At 33.9% G+C, this 20,225-nt stretch carries 19 protein-coding genes; 8 read left to right on the top strand and 11 right to left on the bottom strand.

The features are described 5' to 3' along the window. Nucleotides 1–318: 318 nt before the first annotated feature. On the bottom strand, nucleotides 319–1,632 hold the full coding sequence (locus M9897_13095) for an ABC transporter permease (protein ID MCO5269823.1): 1,314 nt from the start codon (nucleotides 1,630–1,632) through the stop codon (nucleotides 319–321). Further along, nucleotides 1,625–2,548, bottom strand: coding sequence for an ATP-binding cassette domain-containing protein (locus M9897_13090; protein MCO5269822.1), 924 nt, complete (start codon nucleotides 2,546–2,548; stop codon nucleotides 1,625–1,627). Before M9897_13090 ends, M9897_13095 begins: the two co-directional genes overlap by 8 nt. Before the next feature lie 116 nt (nucleotides 2,549–2,664). Here M9897_13090 and M9897_13085 point away from each other — a divergent pair, with 116 nt between their 5' ends. Further along, a complete protein-coding gene (locus M9897_13085) occupies nucleotides 2,665–3,117 on the top strand; it encodes a DUF6495 family protein (GenBank protein MCO5269821.1) in 453 nt (150 codons plus the stop codon). 6 nt (nucleotides 3,118–3,123) lie between these two features. On the opposite strand, the gene M9897_13080 is transcribed toward M9897_13085, so the two are convergent. The 3 genes from M9897_13080 to M9897_13070 all read right to left on the bottom strand — a co-directional run bounded on the left by M9897_13080 (nucleotide 3,124) and on the right by M9897_13070 (nucleotide 5,384). Next, nucleotides 3,124–3,867 (bottom strand): PorT family protein, encoded by a 744-nt coding sequence (locus tag M9897_13080; GenBank protein ID MCO5269820.1) that lies wholly within the window; start codon nucleotides 3,865–3,867, stop codon nucleotides 3,124–3,126. After that, nucleotides 3,864–4,898: a UDP-glucose 4-epimerase GalE gene (gene galE, locus M9897_13075; protein ID MCO5269819.1), complete on the bottom strand. Its 1,035-nt coding sequence runs from the start codon at nucleotides 4,896–4,898 to the stop codon at nucleotides 3,864–3,866. The genes M9897_13080 and galE overlap by 4 nt, the downstream gene beginning before the upstream one ends. A 129-nt stretch (nucleotides 4,899–5,027) precedes the next feature. Next, a complete protein-coding gene (locus M9897_13070) occupies nucleotides 5,028–5,384 on the bottom strand; it encodes a hypothetical protein (protein ID MCO5269818.1) in 357 nt (118 codons plus the stop codon). 80 nt (nucleotides 5,385–5,464) lie between these two features. Between M9897_13070 and M9897_13065 the strand changes: the two genes are divergently transcribed. Together M9897_13065 and M9897_13060 are read left to right on the top strand one after the other, a co-directional pair. Beyond that, nucleotides 5,465–5,650, top strand: coding sequence for a hypothetical protein (locus M9897_13065; protein ID MCO5269817.1), 186 nt, complete (start codon nucleotides 5,465–5,467; stop codon nucleotides 5,648–5,650). Between the two features lie 29 nt (nucleotides 5,651–5,679). Beyond that, the gene (locus tag M9897_13060) at nucleotides 5,680–6,120 is read left to right on the top strand and encodes a nucleoside deaminase (protein MCO5269816.1); all 441 of its coding nucleotides are present in this window, start codon (nucleotides 5,680–5,682) and stop codon (nucleotides 6,118–6,120) included. Here the strand turns inward: M9897_13060 and M9897_13055 are convergent, their stop codons facing one another. The 4 genes from M9897_13055 to M9897_13040 all read right to left on the bottom strand — a co-directional run bounded on the left by M9897_13055 (nucleotide 6,121) and on the right by M9897_13040 (nucleotide 9,400). Further along, a complete protein-coding gene (locus M9897_13055; GenBank protein ID MCO5269815.1) occupies nucleotides 6,121–7,026 on the bottom strand; it encodes a hypothetical protein in 906 nt (301 codons plus the stop codon). A gap of 111 nt (nucleotides 7,027–7,137) precedes the next feature. Further along, the gene (locus M9897_13050) at nucleotides 7,138–7,347 is read right to left on the bottom strand and encodes a hypothetical protein (GenBank protein ID MCO5269814.1); all 210 of its coding nucleotides are present in this window, start codon (nucleotides 7,345–7,347) and stop codon (nucleotides 7,138–7,140) included. Between the two features lie 68 nt (nucleotides 7,348–7,415). After that, nucleotides 7,416–8,072 (bottom strand): sigma-70 family RNA polymerase sigma factor, encoded by a 657-nt coding sequence (locus tag M9897_13045; protein MCO5269813.1) that lies wholly within the window; start codon nucleotides 8,070–8,072, stop codon nucleotides 7,416–7,418. Nucleotides 8,073–8,218: 146 nt separating this feature from the next. Continuing rightward, on the bottom strand, nucleotides 8,219–9,400 hold the full coding sequence (locus M9897_13040; GenBank protein MCO5269812.1) for an MFS transporter: 1,182 nt from the start codon (nucleotides 9,398–9,400) through the stop codon (nucleotides 8,219–8,221). 132 nt (nucleotides 9,401–9,532) lie between these two features. Between M9897_13040 and M9897_13035 the strand changes: the two genes are divergently transcribed. The 5 genes from M9897_13035 (at nucleotide 9,533) to M9897_13015 (ending at nucleotide 16,896) form a co-directional block, all read left to right on the top strand. Further along, nucleotides 9,533–11,548: a S9 family peptidase gene (locus M9897_13035; protein ID MCO5269811.1), complete on the top strand. Its 2,016-nt coding sequence runs from the start codon at nucleotides 9,533–9,535 to the stop codon at nucleotides 11,546–11,548. Nucleotides 11,549–11,552: 4 nt separating this feature from the next. Continuing rightward, nucleotides 11,553–12,620: a COX15/CtaA family protein gene (locus M9897_13030; GenBank protein MCO5269810.1), complete on the top strand. Its 1,068-nt coding sequence runs from the start codon at nucleotides 11,553–11,555 to the stop codon at nucleotides 12,618–12,620. Continuing rightward, nucleotides 12,617–12,988 (top strand): thioredoxin family protein, encoded by a 372-nt coding sequence (locus M9897_13025; protein MCO5269809.1) that lies wholly within the window; start codon nucleotides 12,617–12,619, stop codon nucleotides 12,986–12,988. The genes M9897_13030 and M9897_13025 overlap by 4 nt, the downstream gene beginning before the upstream one ends. Before the next feature lie 47 nt (nucleotides 12,989–13,035). Beyond that, nucleotides 13,036–14,481 carry an oligosaccharide flippase family protein gene (locus tag M9897_13020; protein ID MCO5269808.1) on the top strand — a complete coding sequence of 482 codons (1,446 nt, stop codon included), beginning with the start codon at nucleotides 13,036–13,038 and terminating at the stop codon, nucleotides 14,479–14,481. Nucleotides 14,482–14,631: 150 nt separating this feature from the next. After that, entirely contained in the window at nucleotides 14,632–16,896 is a 2,265-nt protein-coding gene (locus tag M9897_13015) for a gliding motility-associated C-terminal domain-containing protein (GenBank protein ID MCO5269807.1), read from the top strand. 161 nt (nucleotides 16,897–17,057) lie between these two features. Here M9897_13015 and glmS read toward each other — a convergent pair whose 3' ends face one another. Both glmS and M9897_13005 read right to left on the bottom strand, forming a co-directional pair. Further along, a complete protein-coding gene (glmS, locus tag M9897_13010; protein MCO5269806.1) occupies nucleotides 17,058–18,902 on the bottom strand; it encodes a glutamine--fructose-6-phosphate transaminase (isomerizing) in 1,845 nt (614 codons plus the stop codon). 21 nt (nucleotides 18,903–18,923) lie between these two features. Further along, nucleotides 18,924–20,225, bottom strand: coding sequence for a DUF4270 domain-containing protein (locus M9897_13005; protein MCO5269805.1), 1,302 nt, complete (start codon nucleotides 20,223–20,225; stop codon nucleotides 18,924–18,926).

The raw sequence follows: 20,225 nt of genomic DNA, 5'->3' as shown, positions 1-20,225 counted from the left end.
ATAAAATACAGATTATGTTCATAGACCCCGACACTCCTTCGTCCGTCGGGGTGACAATACACAGAGTGAGTAAGGCGGTCGGCAAAGCCGACCGTCAGCTGCCCATACAATTGTCACCCCGAGAGCCTTGGCTGCTCGGGGTCTATTTATAAATCATTCCTATTTCGTACATCTTTACAAATTAAATATGTAAATACACAACGGGTATATTTAATCTTTTCTATGGTAATCTGAAATCATGTCTTCTTTTATGGAAGCTGGGGAATGAATGTATGCTTTCTCATAACCACGACATCACTCCCCATTTACTACAATTTGCTAGCTCTTTTTCATCCATTTGAGCAACATGACAAATTTTAAACGGTGATTATAACGTAGCAGTCCATTTTTATAAATTCTTCCAGCTAAAACCAACATTCCATAAGCTGAAATAATCAGGATAAATAAGGACAAGAACAATTGCCAAGAATCCCCTGAATCAAAACCATTCGAGAGTTTAATCATCATAATCATGGGCGATGTGAAAGGTATAAATCCAAGCCACATCTCTAAATTTATTGATGGATAGTAAATTAAATAATAACCCGAAGCAACCGATAATAAAATCAAGATAGTGAGTGGAATCACAAATTGTTGCCCATCTGACTCAGAACCCACAGAAGCTCCCAACATAGCATAAAAAGAGCCATAAAAAAGATAGCCTCCGATAAAAAACAGAAGGAAAAATAGCAACATATTCCCATATTGAATATCCTTATAAATCAAATCAACAAAAGGGCTTTGGTTAAAAACAGCTTCATCCAAATTATCTTTTACAATCTCTTGAGCAATAAATTTTCCACTGAATAGGTCCGGAAAGAGTGTCTCTCGAAATACATAAAGTCCCACACCTATTACCAGTATCCACACAAGGAACTGTAGAATCGCAGCAATACCTATTCCTATTACTTTGCCTGATAATAATTGTCGTGCCTTTACACTAGATAATAATACTTCTACCACTCTATTGGTTTTCTCTCGTGATACACTACGTAAGATAGTCATTCCAAAAGAGAAAATAAATAAGAAGATGAGCGTCCCAAAAGCAAAGCCCACCCAACTAGCCGTGTTAGACTTTTCATTTCGTGGATCATTGGCATCTATCAAGTGAAATGCAAGTGATTGTTTAATCTCTCTAAACTTCTCTATGGGCAAATCAGTGAATTGCTCCACCATTAATTCTTCTACCCTACGTTCTAAGAAATAGACTAATTTTCGCTGAACATTCAACGGGGGATACTCTTTATACAAGATAGTAACATGTTTATTACTAATCACTTTTTCATTAATAGTAACGGCTAAATCATATTTCTTAAATTGAGACAGATTGGCAAATTCATCGTATTCCACAAAAGCATTGATAAAATCAAATGTCATATCCTTTGGGTGAGATGGAGTTAATTTTCCTTTTAGAAGCTCATTTTTATCCATGATAAGAACATTCCAATCTTTTTTTGTAGAAGTTGTTAAGGCGAAAAACAGATATAGAGCGGCAAGGACGAGAATAGGTCCCAATATCATAAACGCACGAAAAGAACGACTTCCCAAGCGTTCAGCTATTTCACGTTTTGCTATAAGTGCTATCTTATTCATTTACCGCTTGTTTTTGAATAGATTGAATAAAAATAGTTTCCATACGAGGTAAAACCTCTTCTACCCCAATAATATGAATTGCATTCATAACATCTCTCAAAAGGTCATTGATTTCATTTTCCTTTCTCATCTTTAAATAAACTGTAAAGACATCATCTCCTTGCACTTCCTTATCTACAATCTCGTAACCCACCCACAGCGCATTTGCAAAAGCAATCATATTGCCTTGGAAAGTAATTTTATACATTCCATCTTTATATTGTTCGCGTAATTCATGTACTCTTCCTTGAAGAACGATTTCTCCTTTATTAATTAGAATAACCTCATCACACAATTCCTCTACATTATTCATGTTATGAGTAGAAATAATAATGGTCTTCCCTTTTTCTTTCATGCTCAGCAATTCCTTTCGAATCAATTCAATATTCAACGGATCAAAACCGCTGAATGGTTCATCTAGAATTAATATAGAAGGCTCGTGTAGAACTGTACAGATAAATTGGATTTTCTGAGCCATTCCCTTAGAGAGTTCCTCAATACGTTTCTTTTTCCAAGAAGCAATCTCAAATTTATTCAACCAAGCTTCCATTTGTGTCCTTGCTTCACTCTTGGTGAGACCTCTTAATTGACCAATGAACAAAATTTGTTTTTCTACAGTCATAGAAGGATATAAACCCCTTTCTTCAGGAAGATATCCAATTTCAGCAAGATGTTTCTCTTTAAATAATTGTTCGTCAAAAGAAATATGTCCTTTATCCTGTTGAATAATACGATTAATAATACGCATCAACGTGGTTTTTCCTGCACCATTCGGTCCTAATAAACCAACGATTTTACCTTTCTCTAACGTAAATGAAATATCATTTAATATCAATTGGTGATTGTAATACTTAGTGATATTTTCTATGCGTATCATATTCTTTGTTACAGTTCTTCAAAAATAATCGAATTTTTAGAAATAGAGACTTTTAAAGCATATTTTACTTCATTCATTTATCTTACCTTTGTTACCCAAATTAAGCATTGGAGCACATGAAATATGCACGTCTTTCTTTAACAGATCTAAAAGATTTAGAAAAAGAATTTATTGAATTTCTAGTGGTGAATGGAATTCCTGCTAATGAATGGGAGGCCTTAAAAAAGACAGATATGTCAAAAGTAGAAGCTATTATAGACCAATTCAGTGATGTTGTATGGGAAAGTATATTGCGAAAACATTCTACAGTAGAAAAAAGATTCAAAAACCAACTTGTTGTTTGTAGAGTGAGTGAGAATACATTAAGCACATGGTATATTCAGCCCAAAACAAATACATTTGATTTAACTCAAAAAGAAGATGTTATTCGTTTATTTAATGAGTTAGACATGCACGATATTCGCAAACAAACTGATAAAATTAATAAATCAGCAGCCGAACAATTATTCGATTTGATAAAATTAGGCTTTTATCTCGTGCTAGAAGAAGATTACAAGATGCTAAAATGACGTGATTTAGAACCAAGAAACACTAATTCCAATAGAAAAAGGATACAACTGTACACTTTCTTTACGCTTAAAAATAGGAGAAAAATAATACGCGCCAAATAATGCCCAATTTCGAATTCCAATACGAGCTGTAATACCATATCTCAGTGGATTTGAATCAATAAAGTTATATTGTTTAATTGGGTAATTTTTTCCATCCTTACGATATACTTCTTTTGTATAATCATTCAATCGGTAACCTATCTTTCCTCCAACAAAAAACTTAAAATGTTGGATTCCTTTTGTCTTAAAACGAAATTCAATAGGTAGTTCGATATAATTTGCTCCATATAAATTGCTTTTCGGCATATTCGACGCATTAAAATCAGAAGCAAGTGTGGCTTTATTTAGGAAATCTCTTGAGAACTGCCATTTGGTACGATTACTATAATGACTTATTCCAATTCCTATCCCCATTCCTACAGTATTTGCTTGAGTAAAAGGTATATCAAACATAAACGCAGCATTTATACCTATAGACGACCATGGACTCTTGAAAGCTTTTGTATCTCCATGCCAATCATTATACACCAGATCAATAATAAGTCGATCATATTTTCTGAGTTTCTCGACTTCATAGGCCTTAAATCCCGAGAAAAACCATCCAATCCCTGGTCTAAATTCAGAATGAATACCATCTTCTTTTGCATTATATTGAGAAATACAATGATGAGATAATGTAAATAATATGAATAAGGCAATGTATTTCATGAATTATTTCTCTTTGTTCTAATGTATTTTTCAAATTTCCATGCGGAATCAATTGCTTGCTCAATGCTTCGGCTTGCTTTCCATTCTAAATTTTTATTTGCCTTATCAGTATTCGCAAAGATAATAGGAACATCACCACTTCTCCTCGGGCCAATCGTATAAGGAAGTTTCAAGTGACTGACTTTTTCAAAAACAGAGATCATTTCCATTACACTGCTCCCCTTTCCTGTTCCAATATTATATACAATCGGATTTTCCGTAATTGAGTATGCTTTTTTCAACGCAGCCACATGTGCCTCTGCTAAATCGCATACATGAATGTAATCCCTAACACAAGTTCCATCCTCCGTATTATAATCATCTCCAAAAACTGTTAACTTTTCTCTTATACCAATAGCTGTTTGCGTAATAAAAGGTAAAAGATTATTGGGTTTGCCACCTGGTTCTTCTCCTATAATTCCACTATCATGAGCTCCAATAGGGTTAAAATAGCGTAAAAAAGTAGCTTTGGTTGTTGGGAAACTTTCAATAAATTGAGTGATAATTTCCTCACTCACCTTCTTCGTATATCCATACGGTGAATTGAAAGAAAGTGGACTATTTTCTACAACTGGGATTTGAGTTGGATTTCCATATACCGTGCAACTAGATGAAAAAACTAAATTAGTAATCTGGAATTCTTGAATAAGCTCTAATAGAGTAATAAGACTCCCTAAGTTATTCTCAAAATACATAAGTGGCTTCTCAACCGACTCTCCTACAGCTTTATAGGCCGCAAAATGAATAACACCTTGTACCTTATATTTTGTAAAAACTTCTCGTAACTTGATTTTTTCTTGGCAAGCTAGATCATAATAAATTATATTTTGACCTGTTATTTCTTGCAGTCGTGCAATAACATCCCGATTGGAATTGCGAAAATCATCTATAATGATAGGTGTATATCCATTTTCTAATAAAGAAATCACAGTGTGGGAACCTATATAACCAGCTCCGCCTGTTACTAAAATATACTCACCTTTAGATTCCATGCGTTCAAAAATAGAGAATATATTTTAAAGAATGTTGTGGTTGTATTAAAAAAGGGTGATTGAGGGTGACAATTGATACAATTTAATCATAGTCATAGCTAGCTATGACTATGATTTTTTTTCAATACTTTAATTTTCTATTTCGACAATCTGTACCTGATTATCAAAAGTCGATTTAAAACCAAAATCATAAATCATGGTGTATCGTTCTCCTGACGGAGCATTAAATAAATGTGTATGGAATTTATCATTGAATCCATACGAATTCAGCACATTTAAAGAAATGGCTGAACTTCTATACACTTGAAATAAGTCTTTTAAAATAGTTCTATTTTTCGTTAAAATTCTGTTTATATCAAAGATGTTCTGATTATCATTTCGATATTCTTCATTATGCAGCTGGTTCTTACAAGCCACTGAACAGAATTTCTTATTCCTTCTTCCTTCAAATTCGTTTTTACAATTAGGGCAAGTTTTTAGTTTCATAACATTATTTTTTTTTGTGCGTGAACATTTGTACGACAATTAAAAAGTTTGGTTACATTTAAAAGCGATTTAAAAACGGAATGGAAACGAATAAGACTGATTTTACAAGGTTTCAAGAGTTAAAAAAAAATAAGAAAACTTTTTATCGCTTACTCATTTATGCGGTTACAACAGCTATCCTTATCTATTTAATTCTATCTAGTATAAAGCAAAATCACGATGCTCCAAGTGTAGAAATAAAACAATTTGAAGTTGAATCAGAATAAAATTCATATACTTTTATAAAAAAATAACCATGATTACCCCATACAACAACGAATACTTTATGAAGAAGGCTTTGGAAGAAGCTAAAATTGCCTTTGAGAAAGATGAAGTACCTGTGGGTGCAATTATTGTGGCAAATAATCAAATTATAGCGCGAGGGCATAACCTAACAGAACAATTAAAGGATGTTACCGCACATGCTGAGATGATGTGTATTACCTCGGCTGCTAATTTCTTAGGAGGAAAATATCTAAAGAAGTGTACTTTATATGTAACTTTAGAGCCTTGTGTGATGTGTGCAGGCGCTCTAAACTGGTCACAAATTGATAAGATTGTCTTTGGAGCTTATGATGAAAAAAGAGGTGCCTCACGTTATGAAGGAGTTTTTCATCCAGCTACAGAGGTAGAAGGAGGAGTGTTGGAGAAAGAATGTAGTGATTTACTATTGAAATTCTTTCAATCTAAGCGATAATTATTTGCTCTCATATTCCCTCGCTCGCTGTTTATCATCCTCATTATTCTCAACAGGCGGACAACGATTTGGATCTTTTTTAAACAACCATACTAAACGTACTTTTGCTGTAATAGGATAATATTTGCTATTGAACCAATGGATTTGTGGTGTACCTCCCCTCCATTCATACGCTCCTAAAATTGGAACTTCTACACTTGGAATAATAAAGAAGCCCTTTTTGGGGTCTGGCTTTATACCAAATCCAAATGCATAATTTAATTGAAACATCATTTTTCCTTGAAAAGGCTGAGAAGGATTAGCAACAAAACTAGGATAACTAGTTTTACCTTGCTGTACCATATAATCAAAATTAAATCCCAATGAATTATCTAAGAAATTATATCTATTGAATTGAAAAACATTGTGTGCGGCAAAGCGACCATAAACGTATCCATTATAAAAATCACCTACCCCTTTCGTAGATGAAACAAGTGAATCTCGATAGTTATAAATATCTGTTTGAGTTATCTCACCTCCTCCTATCATTTTATAACCAATACCCCAATCATAATAGTGAATAATTTTTCGTGGGCGCTTTGTTATGTGTACCATTCCTAACTCCACAAATCCTCCTAATTTACTTTTGGTAGTGACTGAAGTATGAATATTTTGTTCATCTGTCGGATCATTCCCTTTAAATTGAAAAGTATAATCTTTTGAAGGAATACGAGTGAGCGTATAATTGGGTCCAAAAGCAACTTGTAATCCATGTTTGGAATAATCGCCAGTTACCCATCTAAAAAGAGGCTCTGAAAGTCTTGGATTTCCATAAAATTGTTTCTTCTTCGTTTTAGGTTTATATTGCCCAATAGAATAAGAACTTATAAAAGTCAAGCATATAATGATGAAAATATAACGTATCATAATGCCAAATTTAAGAGTATCCAAACAGAATAGGAGAAATATACAATTAATTTATAAAAAGAAAACTGTTAATTGATACAATTTAAAATACAAAACGAATATAAAAAGCGATTATTGCTTCCATCTCTTTGCATAAGTATTCTCAAAAAAATGGTGTGTTTTTCTATTGGCATTTTTCTTTTTATGAAAAATTATCACCATACGCCAAAGCACAAGACCTACAATCAGAACAGCAAATACTTGTACTAACAAATCAGTATATTCAGCCTCATTATTGAGTTCTCCCGTAAAACGACGTTGTATAAAATCTTGAATCTTCACAAAGGCAATTTGACTCCAAAAGTATAAATTAAAAATAGAGGGGACCTTCTTATTCTGAATTTAATAGATTAATCCAGCTTATTAATTTTATCCATCACTCTTGCTGTAAATGGATTACACAAAACTGCATTAAATTCATATAATTCAGTTACTTCATGAGATTGTGTGATGAATTCTTGTAACATAGTTTTTGCCCTATTTAATCTTACTTTCACATTTGCTTCAGTAATATCCAAAAGTTTGGCTGTTTCTTCCACACTATATCCGTTCATTTCTCGAAGTGTGAAAACCATGCGGTAATTCTCAGGCACTTTACTTAAAGCTTCTTCGAGAAGCGCTGCTAATTCTGAATTATGAACCATTTTTAACGTATCATTGCTTGTATTTGCATACATAGGTGTAACATTCTCTCTTAAATTTTCTTCTGAAAACTCATTCTTAAAGCTAGATTTCTCGCGTTTTCTATAACAGTTGTTCAACATAATACGAGTAACCCAAGTTTTAAAATTAGATCTATTTTCAAATTGATTTAGGCTCTTATAAGCATCAATATAGGTGTCTTGCATTAAGTCTTCTGTATCCTCATGATTATAATTATACGATCTCCCTATTTTGTATAAATAAGGATTGTATTTTCTAATAATCACCTCATAAAGTGACTTTTCACCTTTCAGAACTCTTTCTATAATTTCTGAATCTGTTAAAGTCGCTTGATCTTTAGTCATAATTCATTTTGTTTTTTTAAAATTTTCAATCAAAAATAATAATTTCTCTAATAAAGTCAAAATGTGAAAAAAATGAACTTTATAAAACACTATCTATTAACGCTATATGTATTAATTTGTTCAAATAAACAGAATATTAAAGCTTATCAGGATTTCTTTAAATTGGGCAAATAAACGGTCAACAACCCTAGTAATGGCAAGAATGAGCACCAAATAAATACTTGCTGGATACCCTCTAAATCTGCTAATTTCCCTAATACAGCAGCTCCAATCCCTCCCATTCCGAAGGCAAAGCCATAAAAGAAGCCAGAAATCATTCCCGTTCGACCTGGTAAAAGCTCTTGTGCATATACAATGATGGAAGGAAATGCAGAGGAAAGTATCACCCCTATAATAATCAATAAAACTAGCGTCCAAAAAGGATCAGCATAAGGGAGCATGAAGGTAAATGGAGCTACTCCCAAGATGGAAAACCAAATGATATATTTTCTGCCAAATTTATCACCAAGAGGCCCTCCCAAAATAACGCCAATAGCCACTGAAAACAAATAAGCAAATAGATAACTTTGAGCCTTACTTTCAGAAAAATCAAATTTATCCATAAGATATAAATGAAGATAACTTTGAATGGAAGCTACATAAAAGAATTTTGAGAAGACCAAGACAAGTAAAATAAACAACGAAATATTAATCTGTTTCTTGGAAAGATTTGTGACAATTTTCATTGCATTTTTAACTATTCGCTTATTCTCTTGTAGAAATTTCTTATACCATTTACCTATCCGATACAAAATAAAAATTCCTACAATAGCTAATCCACTAAAAAAGACAATATACTCTTGCCCATTAGGTATAACAAATAAGATAAACAACAAAGGGCCAAGTGCTGTTCCTGCATTTCCTCCTATCTGGAAAATAGATTGGGCTAAACCCCTTTTTCCACCTGCTACATAGAATGCTAATTTGGAAGCTTCTGGATGAAAAATAGATGAGCCAATTCCGATTAATCCTGCAGACAATAAAATCATGTGATAATTGTAGGAATAAGCTAATAGAATGATACCGAAGAAAGTAAAACTCATACCAATCATAAACGAAAATGGCATGGGGTGTTTATCCGTATAATTTCCCACCAAGGGCTGAAAAATAGATGAAGAGAGCTGAAAAACAAGAGTAATCATCCCTATTTGTAGATAGGATAAATGATAATCCTCTTTAAATTGAGGAAAACCTGTCTGCAAAACAATTTGTAACAAATCATTGATGAAATGAGCCATAAACAAGGCCATCAAGATAGGATATATTGTTTTTGGATTTGAATTATCCATAGTTCTAAATATAAAACAACAAACAACTTTACTTTGAAGTTGTTTAAACGGGAGCAAAAATATCAATTTAAATAGATAACTTCGGCATACTTTTAGTTTGTTTTTATAACTTTAAAGCCCAAATATCTTACCATGAAACAAAATAGACTATTCATTTTACTTTTTATATTGATGACAGCATACAGTTTTGGACAAAAAACAGCATTTTCGCCAAGTGATTTATGGAAATTAGATCGTATTGGTGGAGGAAGTGTATCTCCAGACAATTCCACTTTATTGTACTCAGTTACTAAATACGATGTGGGAGAAAACAAAGGGTCTAGCTCTTATTTCACGTATAATTTAAAGAATGGAAAAAATGAAACTCTAAGTGGTGAAGTATCCAAACTAAAAGGAATTCAATGGACGAAAGACAGAATAGCTGGAATTCAAGTAGTAGATAAAGAAAAGAAAATCATTTCTACTACTCTAGATAATGACAAGCCTCTTGTCATTATCTCCTTACCTGCCGAACAATTAATTGATTTTAAAATAAGCCCTGAAGGAAAATACTTAGTTACCATAGAAAAAGTAAAAACTAGAAAAACAACTACAGATATCTATCCAAACTACCCCAAATCTGATGTGCGAATAATTGATGATTTAATGTATAGACATTGGGATACATGGCAGGATGAATTTAGTGAACAACTTTTCGTATATACACTCGAAAACGGTGTTGCAAAAACCCCAGGGATAAATCTATTAGATGGAACTGAGTATGATGTATTTGGTGGAATGAGTAATGTTATTTTCTTAAACGAAAATAGCATTGTATATGCTTGTAAAAAGAAAATAGGTAAAGAAGCTGCTCAAAGTACTGATACTGATTTATATATATATGATATAGCTTCAAAATCAACTGAAAATTGGACGGAGCACTACATGGGATATGATCAGCAGCCCATCTTCCATGAAAAGACACAACAATTAGCTTGGTTGAGTATGGCAAATGATGGTTTTGAATCTGATAAAAGTGAAATTATTATTCGTGATATTACCACTCAAACTGATGTGAATCTAACACATAACATAGATTTAACGATTAGCGATTTTGTTTGGAATGAAAAAGGAGATAAAATTTATTTCTTAGCTGTAAAAGAAGCTACTTTTCAATATTTTGAAATTGATGTGAAAACCAAAGATTTTCGTCAAATTACAGAAGGAGTACATGATTATACAAGTATCCAACTAGTAGGAACCAAGTTAATCGGTATGAGACAATCTATGCTAACCCCCAATGAATTTTATGAGGCAGATATCAAAACAGGTGTTGAAAAGCAACTTACTCATATAAATGATGAATTCTTGGCAAAATTTGATACCCCTAAAGTTACACAACGCTGGGTAACGACAAGCGATGGGGAGAAGATGCTGGTATGGGTGATTCTTCCTCCAAATTTTGATGAAAACAGGAAATATCCAACTTTACTTTATTGTCAAGGAGGCCCACAAAGTGCTGTAAGTCAATTCTTTTCATTTAGATGGAATTTCAGATTAATGGCTTCTCAAGGATATGTAGTTGTTGCACCAAATCGAAGAGGTTTACCTGGATTTGGAAGTAAATGGAATAACTCTATTTCAAAAGATTGGGGCGGTCAACCTATGCGTGACTATTTAGCAGCAATTGACGATGTAAGCAAAGAGAAATATGTCGACAAAGAAAGAAGAGGAGCTGTCGGAGCTTCTTATGGTGGGTATTCTATTTACTTCTTAGCAGGTAACCACGAAGGCCGATTCAAAACATTTATTGCTCACGATGGATTATTTAACATGACTTCTTGGTATGGAACAACAGAGGAATTATTCTTTGCTAATTGGGACTTAGGTGGTCCATATTGGGAAAAAGAAAATGAAAAATCATATACAGAATTTAACCCAACAACATACGTAAACAATTGGGATACTCCTATTCTTATTATTCAAGGTGGAAACGATTTTAGAGTACCTATTGGTCAAGGACTAGAAGCATTTCAAGTGGCTCAATTAAAAGGTATAAAATCTAAGCTATTATACTTCCCAAAAGAAAATCACTGGGTTATGCAACCTCAAAATGCTATGATTTGGCAAACTGAGTTTTATAAATGGTTGTTAGAAACCTTAAATTAAAATCATGTCCATACAAACTGATAGTCTTCAAAAACAAAAAACAGTCGCATACTGGCTACTTATAGGTGTTTTTATGGTGATTATCCAAATCATCATTGGAGGAGTAACTCGGTTAACTGGCTCTGGGCTTTCCATTACGGAATGGCAACCTATATTAGGCATTATTCCTCCTATAAGTGAACAAGATTGGCTGGATGCTTTTGAGAAATACAAAGGCATCGCTCAGTTTTCTAAAATTAATTACGACTATACGCTGAGCGATTTCAAATTTATCTATTTCTGGGAATGGTTCCACAGACTTTGGGGACGCACACTCGGTGTTGTATTTGCAATTCCTTTTGTTTATTTTATTATTAAAAAATATTTTACAAAAGAGATGATTTTCCCTCTTGTTTTGTTATTTATCTTAGGAGGCTTGCAGGGTTTAATCGGTTGGATTATGGTTAAATCTGGCTTAAATGACACCAATATCTATGTAAGTCACATTCGTTTAGCCATTCATTTTAATACAGCCTTGATACTTTTAGTTTATACCTATTGGTTTGCATTAAAATTGTTAATCCCTAAAGAAGACAGAATAACTCAACCTCCGTTAAGATGGTTGCTTCTCTCCATTCTTGGCATCTTAATCATTCAACTCTTTTATGGTTCCTTTATGGCTGGATTACACGCAGGAGCTGCTGCTCCTTCTTGGCCTGATATCAACGGAAAATTCATACCAAATACATTTCCTTCTGAGAGTTGGATAAATGACCGACTTAATGTGCAGTTTATCCATCGTATGTTGGCTTATATTCTAGTAATTCTAATTATTTGGATGTTCATGAAATTAAGGACATTAATGAAAGAAAATTCAAGCAATTTATCTCTTAAAAGAGCTCTTGTTTGGCCTGTTGTTTTTGTTGTACTACAGGTTACATTAGGAATTATGGCTGTTTTAACTTCTACTACTGTTGTTAGAGGACATTTTGGAACTTTTGAATTCATCGCCGAACTACATCAAATTGTTGCTCTTTTCTTAGTACTTTCTCTGGTGCGTATGTTGTACATAGTTAATAAAACAGCACAATGACAAATAAGGAGGTAAATACTCTGATTCAGGGTGATATTCCTGTTTTATTTGATTTTTATGCAGATTGGTGCGGCCCTTGTCAAGCACAAACTCCTATTATCAATGAAATTGAAAAACATTATGGAGAGCAATTGCACATCTTACGTATCAATGTAGATAAAGAACGGAAACTCTCAGAGAAATATTCTATTTTTAGCATCCCTTCACTTATCTTAATGCATAAAGGTGAACAAAAATGGAAAGTTGCAGGTGTTCGATCCATGCGCGATATCCAAAAGATTGTAGATAAAGAATTAGGCATAAAAGAAACTCCAACATCTAAAGATAATTTCTTTTCCAATTTATTTAAAAAGAAGGAAAATAAATAGCCTGATTTTTATGTTATATTTGCCTGAATAGAATGTAATAAGCCCTCATGCAAAAGAAATTCTTAGGAAATTTACTTTTTATTATCTTACTAAATCTTCTCATCAAGCCGATTTATATATTCGGTATAGATTTACAAATACAAAACATTGTTGGGGCAGAGGATTATGGGATGTACTTTTCATTATTGAATTTCTCTTTCCTTTTCAATATGTTCTTAGATATTGGCATCACTAATTATAACACAAAAAATACTGCTCAATATCCGCATGCAGTAAGTAAATATATGAGTTCTTTTTTAGGAGTAAAAATTGTACTCATTTTTTTATATACATTTATCACTATAGGTTTTGCTCTTCTAGTTGGCTATTCCGACAAAGAGATGTATATCTTAAGTTTCTTTATCATAAATCAAATTATGGTAGGTATTATTCAATATCTACGAAGCAATTTTGCAGGTCTACATTTATTTAAAATAGATGCCATCTTATCCGTAATGGATAGATTTTTATTAATCTTATTTACGTCTCTATTACTTTATGGAAACATACTTCACAAACCTTTTCAAATTGAGTGGTTTATATATTTACAAACACTCACCTATTTTTTCACGTTAATTACCGCCATAATTCTAACAGGAATTAAGATAGGAAAATTACGAGTTCACATTAAAAAAACTTTCTCAATTGCCATTCTAAAACGAAGTTTTCCTTTTGCGCTTTTAATTCTACTCATGATGCTATATACACGCATTGATTCTGTTATGATAGAAAGAATGCTTCCTAACGGCAAAGAACAAGCTGGGATTTATGCACAAGGATTTCGTCTTCTTGATGCCTTAAATATGTTTGCCTTTTTAGTGGCTGGACTTTTATTACCTGTTTTTTCAAGAATAATCCGTGAAAATAAGCCCATCCAACCCATTCTACAAATGTCTTCCAAGTTACTAATTGGAACTACCTTTGTCATTAGTATTGGGTTGGCAATATATGCGCATCTTGTAATAAGCAAGATATATCATGAACATATAGAAACAGCTTCAACTATTTTCTTTTGGCTGGTTCTTTGTTTTATACCTTTGTCCTTTTCGCACATATTCAGCACCTTACTAACTGCCAATAACAATCTACGCCAACTGAATCAAATGGCTATAGCCGGTATTATAGTAAATGTAGGTTTAAATTATACTCTCATTCCTATAATGGGAGCTGAAGGCGCTGCAATAGCTACTCTTTTTACACAAACTACAATGGCTATTATTCAGGTGTTACTCGTTTTAAAAGTATTCAAATTTCACATACATTGGGACAGCATCATTCGCTTCTTCATATTAATCTGTATAGTGTGTATTTGTGCAATCGAATCTAAGAATTATATTGATAATCAATTCTTTGGCTTGTTAATTTCCATAGGAGTTGGTTCTATACTCCTTTTTGTACTCAAACTATTTAACGTGAAGGATTTTTTACTCCTCATAAAGACTAAAAGTGAATAAATACTTCCACACACCATTCATAATGGATGTACGCCGATTATCAATATAATTTAAGTGGGAATAGAAATTATAGCACCATCCCTCACTATTTTAGTATCTTTAATGCAGATTAATTGCATCAAAACTAAATACGATTTGAAACTATATAATATGAACAAACAAATTTTCACACTTTTATTCCTATGCTTTTTTTCAGGAAATATATTCGCTCAATTACAAGCTACATTTACTAAAACAATTAATACCGAATGTTTGGGAGCAGATTGTAATTGGACAGGGCCAAGTATCTTGATCAATGAGATACAAGTTGCCCCAGTCAATGGAGATGGTTCATTATCTGGATATCAAAGCGAGGGAGTTCCCCCTCTAATCCCCCCTGTATCAGCCGCAGGGGAGTGGATTGAATTATACAATCCGAACGTTTGTGAACCTGTAGATATATCTTGTTATTATTTAGGAAATAACGCCCCCGACCCTTCCAATTACGGTGGAGGATTCCAATTGCCACAAGGAACCATTGTTCCTCCTGCTGGATTCTGTGTCATCAGAGGTGTATATGCACCTACAGTACCAAGCAATTTATTAGTGCAAAACGGTGGAAATACTGTTGAAATTATTGTTCCTGAATTAATTAATTCCGATGGCGTTTGTGTTGGCGCTGGTGGTCACCGTTTATGGTTCCCAAACGCAGGAGGTTGGTTTGCGTTTTATGATGGAAATGGAGTTCCTCAAGATGCGATCAGCTGGGGAACAGAAGCAGGTGCAAGTGGACAGCCTTGTTTGCCCACCAGTTCGGGATGCAATACTGGCGTAACATCGTTATCAAGTTACACTAACTTCCCTGCTAATCGAAAAACAAAGATTTACAATGGAGAAGTGCCTAAAAATAACAATACCATTCGAAGAATACCTGATGGAGGAAACTGGGTTATAAACACAGATGCAACACCCACCTATGGAACCTGTAACGACATTTGTGCTCAAGTAGGCTCTTCCACATGTGCAGGGACCGCTACAATCAACGTAACAGGAGGAACACCTCCATATACTTATGCATGGAATGATTCACAAGCTCAGACCACTCAAACGGCCACAGGATTATGTGGGAACACATATCAAGTGACAGTAACTGATAATAATGGTAATACACAAGTTTTTAGTGTGGTTATCGAGAATTTAGAACTAGACGTATCGGCTACTTCAACAGATGCGAATTGTGGCATGAGTGATGGCCAAATCAATGTTTCAGTATCAAATGGAGCTAGTCCTTATACATACGGAATAGGAGGACCTACACAAAGTAGTAATACATTTACAAGTTTAGCATCTGGAGCATATACTGTAACAGTTAAAGACGATAATGGATGTGTAGGAACAACAAATGAAAGCATTGGAAGCATTGGTGGGCCTAGCGTTACAGCTCCTTCAGATATAACTATTTGTCTAGGAGATGATGTAACTCTTACTGCCACAAACCCAGATGGAGCAACTATTTCTTGGGATAATGGTATAAATGACGGCGTTACCTTTACACCTACAAGTGCAGGTGTTACAACTTACACTGTAACTGCAACGTTGGGAGGATGCGATGCATTTGACCAAACAACCGTCACAGTCATAGCTAATCCTGATCCTACATTTGATGCCGATATTCTTGAGGGTTGTAAAGCATTAAAAGTTACTTTCAGTAATACATCTGGAATTACAGGAGGAACTTGTTTGTGGAACTTTGGAGATGGAACTACTTCAACAGATTGTGGTACAGTTATTCATACATATCAAGACGCAGGTGATTATACAGTAACTCTCTCCATTAATGTAGGTAACTGTCAAGGCACAACTACCAAAACAAATTATATTCATGTAATAGATGGACCTACAGCAGCATTCACGGCTAATCCTACAGTTACTCATTTACCTAATACAGAAGTAAACTTTACCAATAATTCAAGTAATGCAACCAATTACACATGGGAATTTGGGGATGGAACTAATGGGAGCACAGATGAAAATCCCACTCATTTTTTCCCAAGTGATGATGCCGGAGAATATACAGTAACATTATATGCAAGTGATGCTAACTGTACAGATTCGGCAAAGGTTAAGATAACTATTAAATATCCAGGTGTAGAATTCAAAGTTCCAAATGTATTCACTCCTAATGGGGACGGTAATAACGATGAATTCCATTTTGTATATGCTAAAAATATAAAAAGTCTTGAATTGGTAATTGTTAACCGTTGGGGAAATACTGTATTCGAAAGTGATGAGGTAGTTTTCAGTTGGAATGGGAAAGTAAAAAATTCAGGAGCAGATTGTTCAGAAGGCATTTATTTTTATTCCATTAAGGTTACTGATTATGAAGATGTAGTTCACGAAGAAAATGGATTTATACATCTGACAAGAGGAAAATAAATTGGTCTTACTCTGTAGAGAATGTGGATTCTTCGATGAGCTTACGATAATAGAATATCGTTAGTTATTGATGAGAAAGAAGGTAAATTCTTGAATAACACCTTAAAATAGACTGTTCAAATTTTAGTTTGAAACAGCTCCCTATTTATTTTTTATTTCTTTTATTCAACTGTAACCGACTTAGCTAGATTTCTAGGTTGATCTACATTAGCTCCCCTCATAACAGCAACATAATAGGCTACTAATTGTAAAGGAATGGTTGCCAATAACGGAGTTAAGTTCTCATCTGTTTCAGGAATTTCAATAGTATGATCTGCCATATCCTTTACCTGAGTATCTCCTTCTGTAACAATAGCAATAATTCTTCCTTTCCTAGCCTTTACTTCTTGAATATTACTCACAACTTTTTCGTACGAAGCTCCTTTGGTAGCTATCACAAATACAGGCATTTCCTCATCAATGAGTGCAATAGGCCCATGTTTCATCTCTGCCGCAGGGTATCCCTCCGCATGAATGTAGGATATTTCTTTCAATTTTAGGGCTCCTTCTAAAGCAACAGGGAATGAATTTCCTCTTCCTAGATAAAGTGCATTTCGTGCATCTTTATATACCTCAGCAATTGATTGAATAGCACTACTCTTATCAAGAATCTTTTTTACCTTTTCTGGTACTAAATCTAATTCTGTAATGATTCTTCTAAACTCACTCTCTTTTAATTCATTTTTTTTCTTAGCAATTGTAAGAGCCATTAAAGTAAGAACTGTTACTTGAGCAGTAAACGCTTTCGTAGAGGCTACTCCAATTTCAGGGCCTGCATGTGTGTATGATCCCGCATCAGTCACTCTCGAAATTGAAGAACCTACAACATTACAAATACCTAATATAGTTGCCCCCTTTGATTTTGCTAGGTTCAATGCGGCTAAAGTATCTGCTGTTTCACCAGACTGAGAAATAGCAATCACTATATCACTTTCATCTATGATAGGATTTCTATATCTGAATTCAGAAGCATATTCAACTTCCACTGGAATGCGTGCTAAATCTTCAAATAAGTACTCTCCGACCAATGCTGCATGCCAAGAAGTTCCGCATGCAACCATGATAATACGTTTGGCATTAGCTAACTTCTCCTCATAATCCTTGATACCACCAAGTCCAACCCAGCCAGTTTCTACATTTAATCTACCCCTAAAACAATCTCTAATAGTTCTCGGCTGTTCATTAATTTCTTTTAACATGAAATGTTCAAAACCACCTTTCTCAATAGCCTCTAATTGGAGTTCTAACTCTTGAATATAAGGAGTTTTTTCTTGATTTTGGATGTTGATTATTTTTAAACCATTGGTGCGGTGCACAATAGCTATTTCTTCATCTTCCAAATAAACTACTTCATTGGTATATTCAATAATTGGTGTAGCATCAGAGGCAAAGAAGAAATCATTATTTTTTCCTATCCCTACTACTAAGGGGCTTGACTTTCGTGCAGCAATCAATTCATTCGGATTCTCCTGATCTAACACCACAATAGCATAAGCCCCTATTACACTTTGCAAAGCCACTCGAACTGCTTCAGATGTTTCTAATTGCTCTCTTTTACGAATATCATCTATAAGGTGGACTAATACTTCGGTATCTGTCTCACTTCGGAATATATGTCCTCTAGCAATTAATTCTTCCTTCAAAGAATCATAATTTTCAATAATTCCATTGTGAATCAAAGCTAAATCTCCTTTATCTGAGATATGAGGATGCGCATTAATATCATTAGGAAGTCCATGAGTTGCCCAGCGCGTATGTCCAATCCCTATAGTTCCCGAAATATCTTTAGATTTAGAATATTCTTCTAAGGCATCTACTTTCCCTTGACGTTTATATACATCTAATTTATCATTATGCAATAAAGCAACTCCCGCACTATCATAACCACGATATTCCAATCTTCTCAATCCCTTCATAATGATAGGGAATGCCTGTTCATTTCCGATATAAGCGACTATTCCACACATAATTTAAGTTTAAAAGTTCAATTAAAGTTTTGTGTAAACTATTTTTAGTTTAGGCTTCTTTTTATTTAGTGTATTTGATCCGTTAAATATAATACGCTCTACTGAAGTATTAAATCGTTTAGGGGATACATATATTCCATAATTCTGAATATCTCCTTTTAAAACATTCTGCACATACGTTCTTAAATCAATAATATATGCTTTTTTAGTCATACTATATGTAACTGTTGATAGAGTGTATTTCTTTTTATCTCCTTTAAATAAATTAGCGACCACATTGACCTGTTCACTTGGATATAAATCACCTGCTGGATAATACGATAAAGGAATCTCCAATGTAGCATTATGAATAAACACATCTTTAGGTAAATTATTTAAGGAAGGAAAATCTATTTTAGCTCTCGTAGTAAATGCTTGAGCATAGTATTCCTTTTTACCCAAAGTGCTATCAGTAAGTAACTGACTCATTTTTGTTCCTGTATAATCAACATCTATATGATTAAAATCGACCGCCTTACTTGTAATAATAAAATCAAATTTATTAGGTCCTTGCGCATCTGAATAATATACAGTCAACTTTGATGCTGATTTAGTTGAAGCTAAATATAAAATAGCGCCTTCCCCAGGCATCATTGAAGCATTATTAACTTTTACATAAAACCCTTTAAAATTTTCTAAGAAATCCTTATCATTTACAGAATTCTCAGCAAGTACAAGCATATTACGAGCAAATACGGTATCAATTGGAATTCTCAACTGAGGCGATAAAGTATCTGTACCCACCACAGTTGGTTTTAATGGGTTAGGTTTAATATAACCTTCATTATTTAAGGTAGGTACTAAGTTTTGTGGGTTTACATTCACAATAGACTTGCGCGTATAAGTAGAATCTGCTGATAAACTCTCAGTCAATTCATATATTTCAAATAATTGGTTCTTATTTACAGACCCATAGTAACCACCATACTGAAATGCAATAACTGCCGAATCAATCTTTTTAGAGGCTAAATCACCAAAATCAGGAGAGAATCCCGAAAGTGTTAGTTGTGTATAAAAACTTGCCTCAACCATCCCAAAAGTAGGGTCATTATATGATCCCAATAAATTAAATTCTGGATCTTTAGAAGCAACAGAATCTTCCTCAACCGTATAAGTAAGCAAATCAAAGGTATCAACAACGATTGAACCCATGATGTAATCTGAAGGGTACACGTTTTCTCCTAATGGATTTACTTTCTTTTTACACGAAGTTATTCCTACGCTCAAACAAAAAAAAGCAGCGAAAAACAAGTATGTCTTTCGCCACTCTATAAATTTATACAT

The organism is Brumimicrobium sp. (genome assembly GCA_023957385.1).
Classification (GTDB): Bacteria; Bacteroidota; Bacteroidia; order Flavobacteriales_D; family Crocinitomicaceae; genus Brumimicrobium.
The sequence above is the reverse complement of the archived record's forward strand: the minus strand, read 5'-3'. Positions and strand labels throughout refer to the sequence as shown.

Coding starts and splice junctions, on each gene's coding strand:
- M9897_13060 (MCO5269816.1), top strand. CDS start 5,680: ATGATTACCCCATACAACAACGAATACTTTATGAAGAAGGCTTTGGAA.
- M9897_13025 (MCO5269809.1), top strand. CDS start 12,617: ATGACAAATAAGGAGGTAAATACTCTGATTCAGGGTGATATTCCTGTT.
- M9897_13005 (MCO5269805.1), bottom strand. CDS start 20,225: ATGTATAAATTTATAGAGTGGCGAAAGACATACTTGTTTTTCGCTGCT.
- M9897_13095 (MCO5269823.1), bottom strand. CDS start 1,632: ATGAATAAGATAGCACTTATAGCAAAACGTGAAATAGCTGAACGCTTG.
- M9897_13080 (MCO5269820.1), bottom strand. CDS start 3,867: ATGAAATACATTGCCTTATTCATATTATTTACATTATCTCATCATTGT.
- M9897_13040 (MCO5269812.1), bottom strand. CDS start 9,400: ATGGATAATTCAAATCCAAAAACAATATATCCTATCTTGATGGCCTTG.
- glmS (MCO5269806.1), bottom strand. CDS start 18,902: ATGTGTGGAATAGTCGCTTATATCGGAAATGAACAGGCATTCCCTATC.
- M9897_13045 (MCO5269813.1), bottom strand. CDS start 8,072: ATGACTAAAGATCAAGCGACTTTAACAGATTCAGAAATTATAGAAAGA.
- M9897_13085 (MCO5269821.1), top strand. CDS start 2,665: ATGAAATATGCACGTCTTTCTTTAACAGATCTAAAAGATTTAGAAAAA.
- galE (MCO5269819.1), bottom strand. CDS start 4,898: ATGGAATCTAAAGGTGAGTATATTTTAGTAACAGGCGGAGCTGGTTAT.
- M9897_13065 (MCO5269817.1), top strand. CDS start 5,465: ATGGAAACGAATAAGACTGATTTTACAAGGTTTCAAGAGTTAAAAAAA.
- M9897_13090 (MCO5269822.1), bottom strand. CDS start 2,548: ATGATACGCATAGAAAATATCACTAAGTATTACAATCACCAATTGATA.
- M9897_13015 (MCO5269807.1), top strand. CDS start 14,632: ATGAACAAACAAATTTTCACACTTTTATTCCTATGCTTTTTTTCAGGA.
- M9897_13020 (MCO5269808.1), top strand. CDS start 13,036: ATGCAAAAGAAATTCTTAGGAAATTTACTTTTTATTATCTTACTAAAT.
- M9897_13035 (MCO5269811.1), top strand. CDS start 9,533: ATGAAACAAAATAGACTATTCATTTTACTTTTTATATTGATGACAGCA.
- M9897_13030 (MCO5269810.1), top strand. CDS start 11,553: ATGTCCATACAAACTGATAGTCTTCAAAAACAAAAAACAGTCGCATAC.
- M9897_13055 (MCO5269815.1), bottom strand. CDS start 7,026: ATGATACGTTATATTTTCATCATTATATGCTTGACTTTTATAAGTTCT.
- M9897_13070 (MCO5269818.1), bottom strand. CDS start 5,384: ATGAAACTAAAAACTTGCCCTAATTGTAAAAACGAATTTGAAGGAAGA.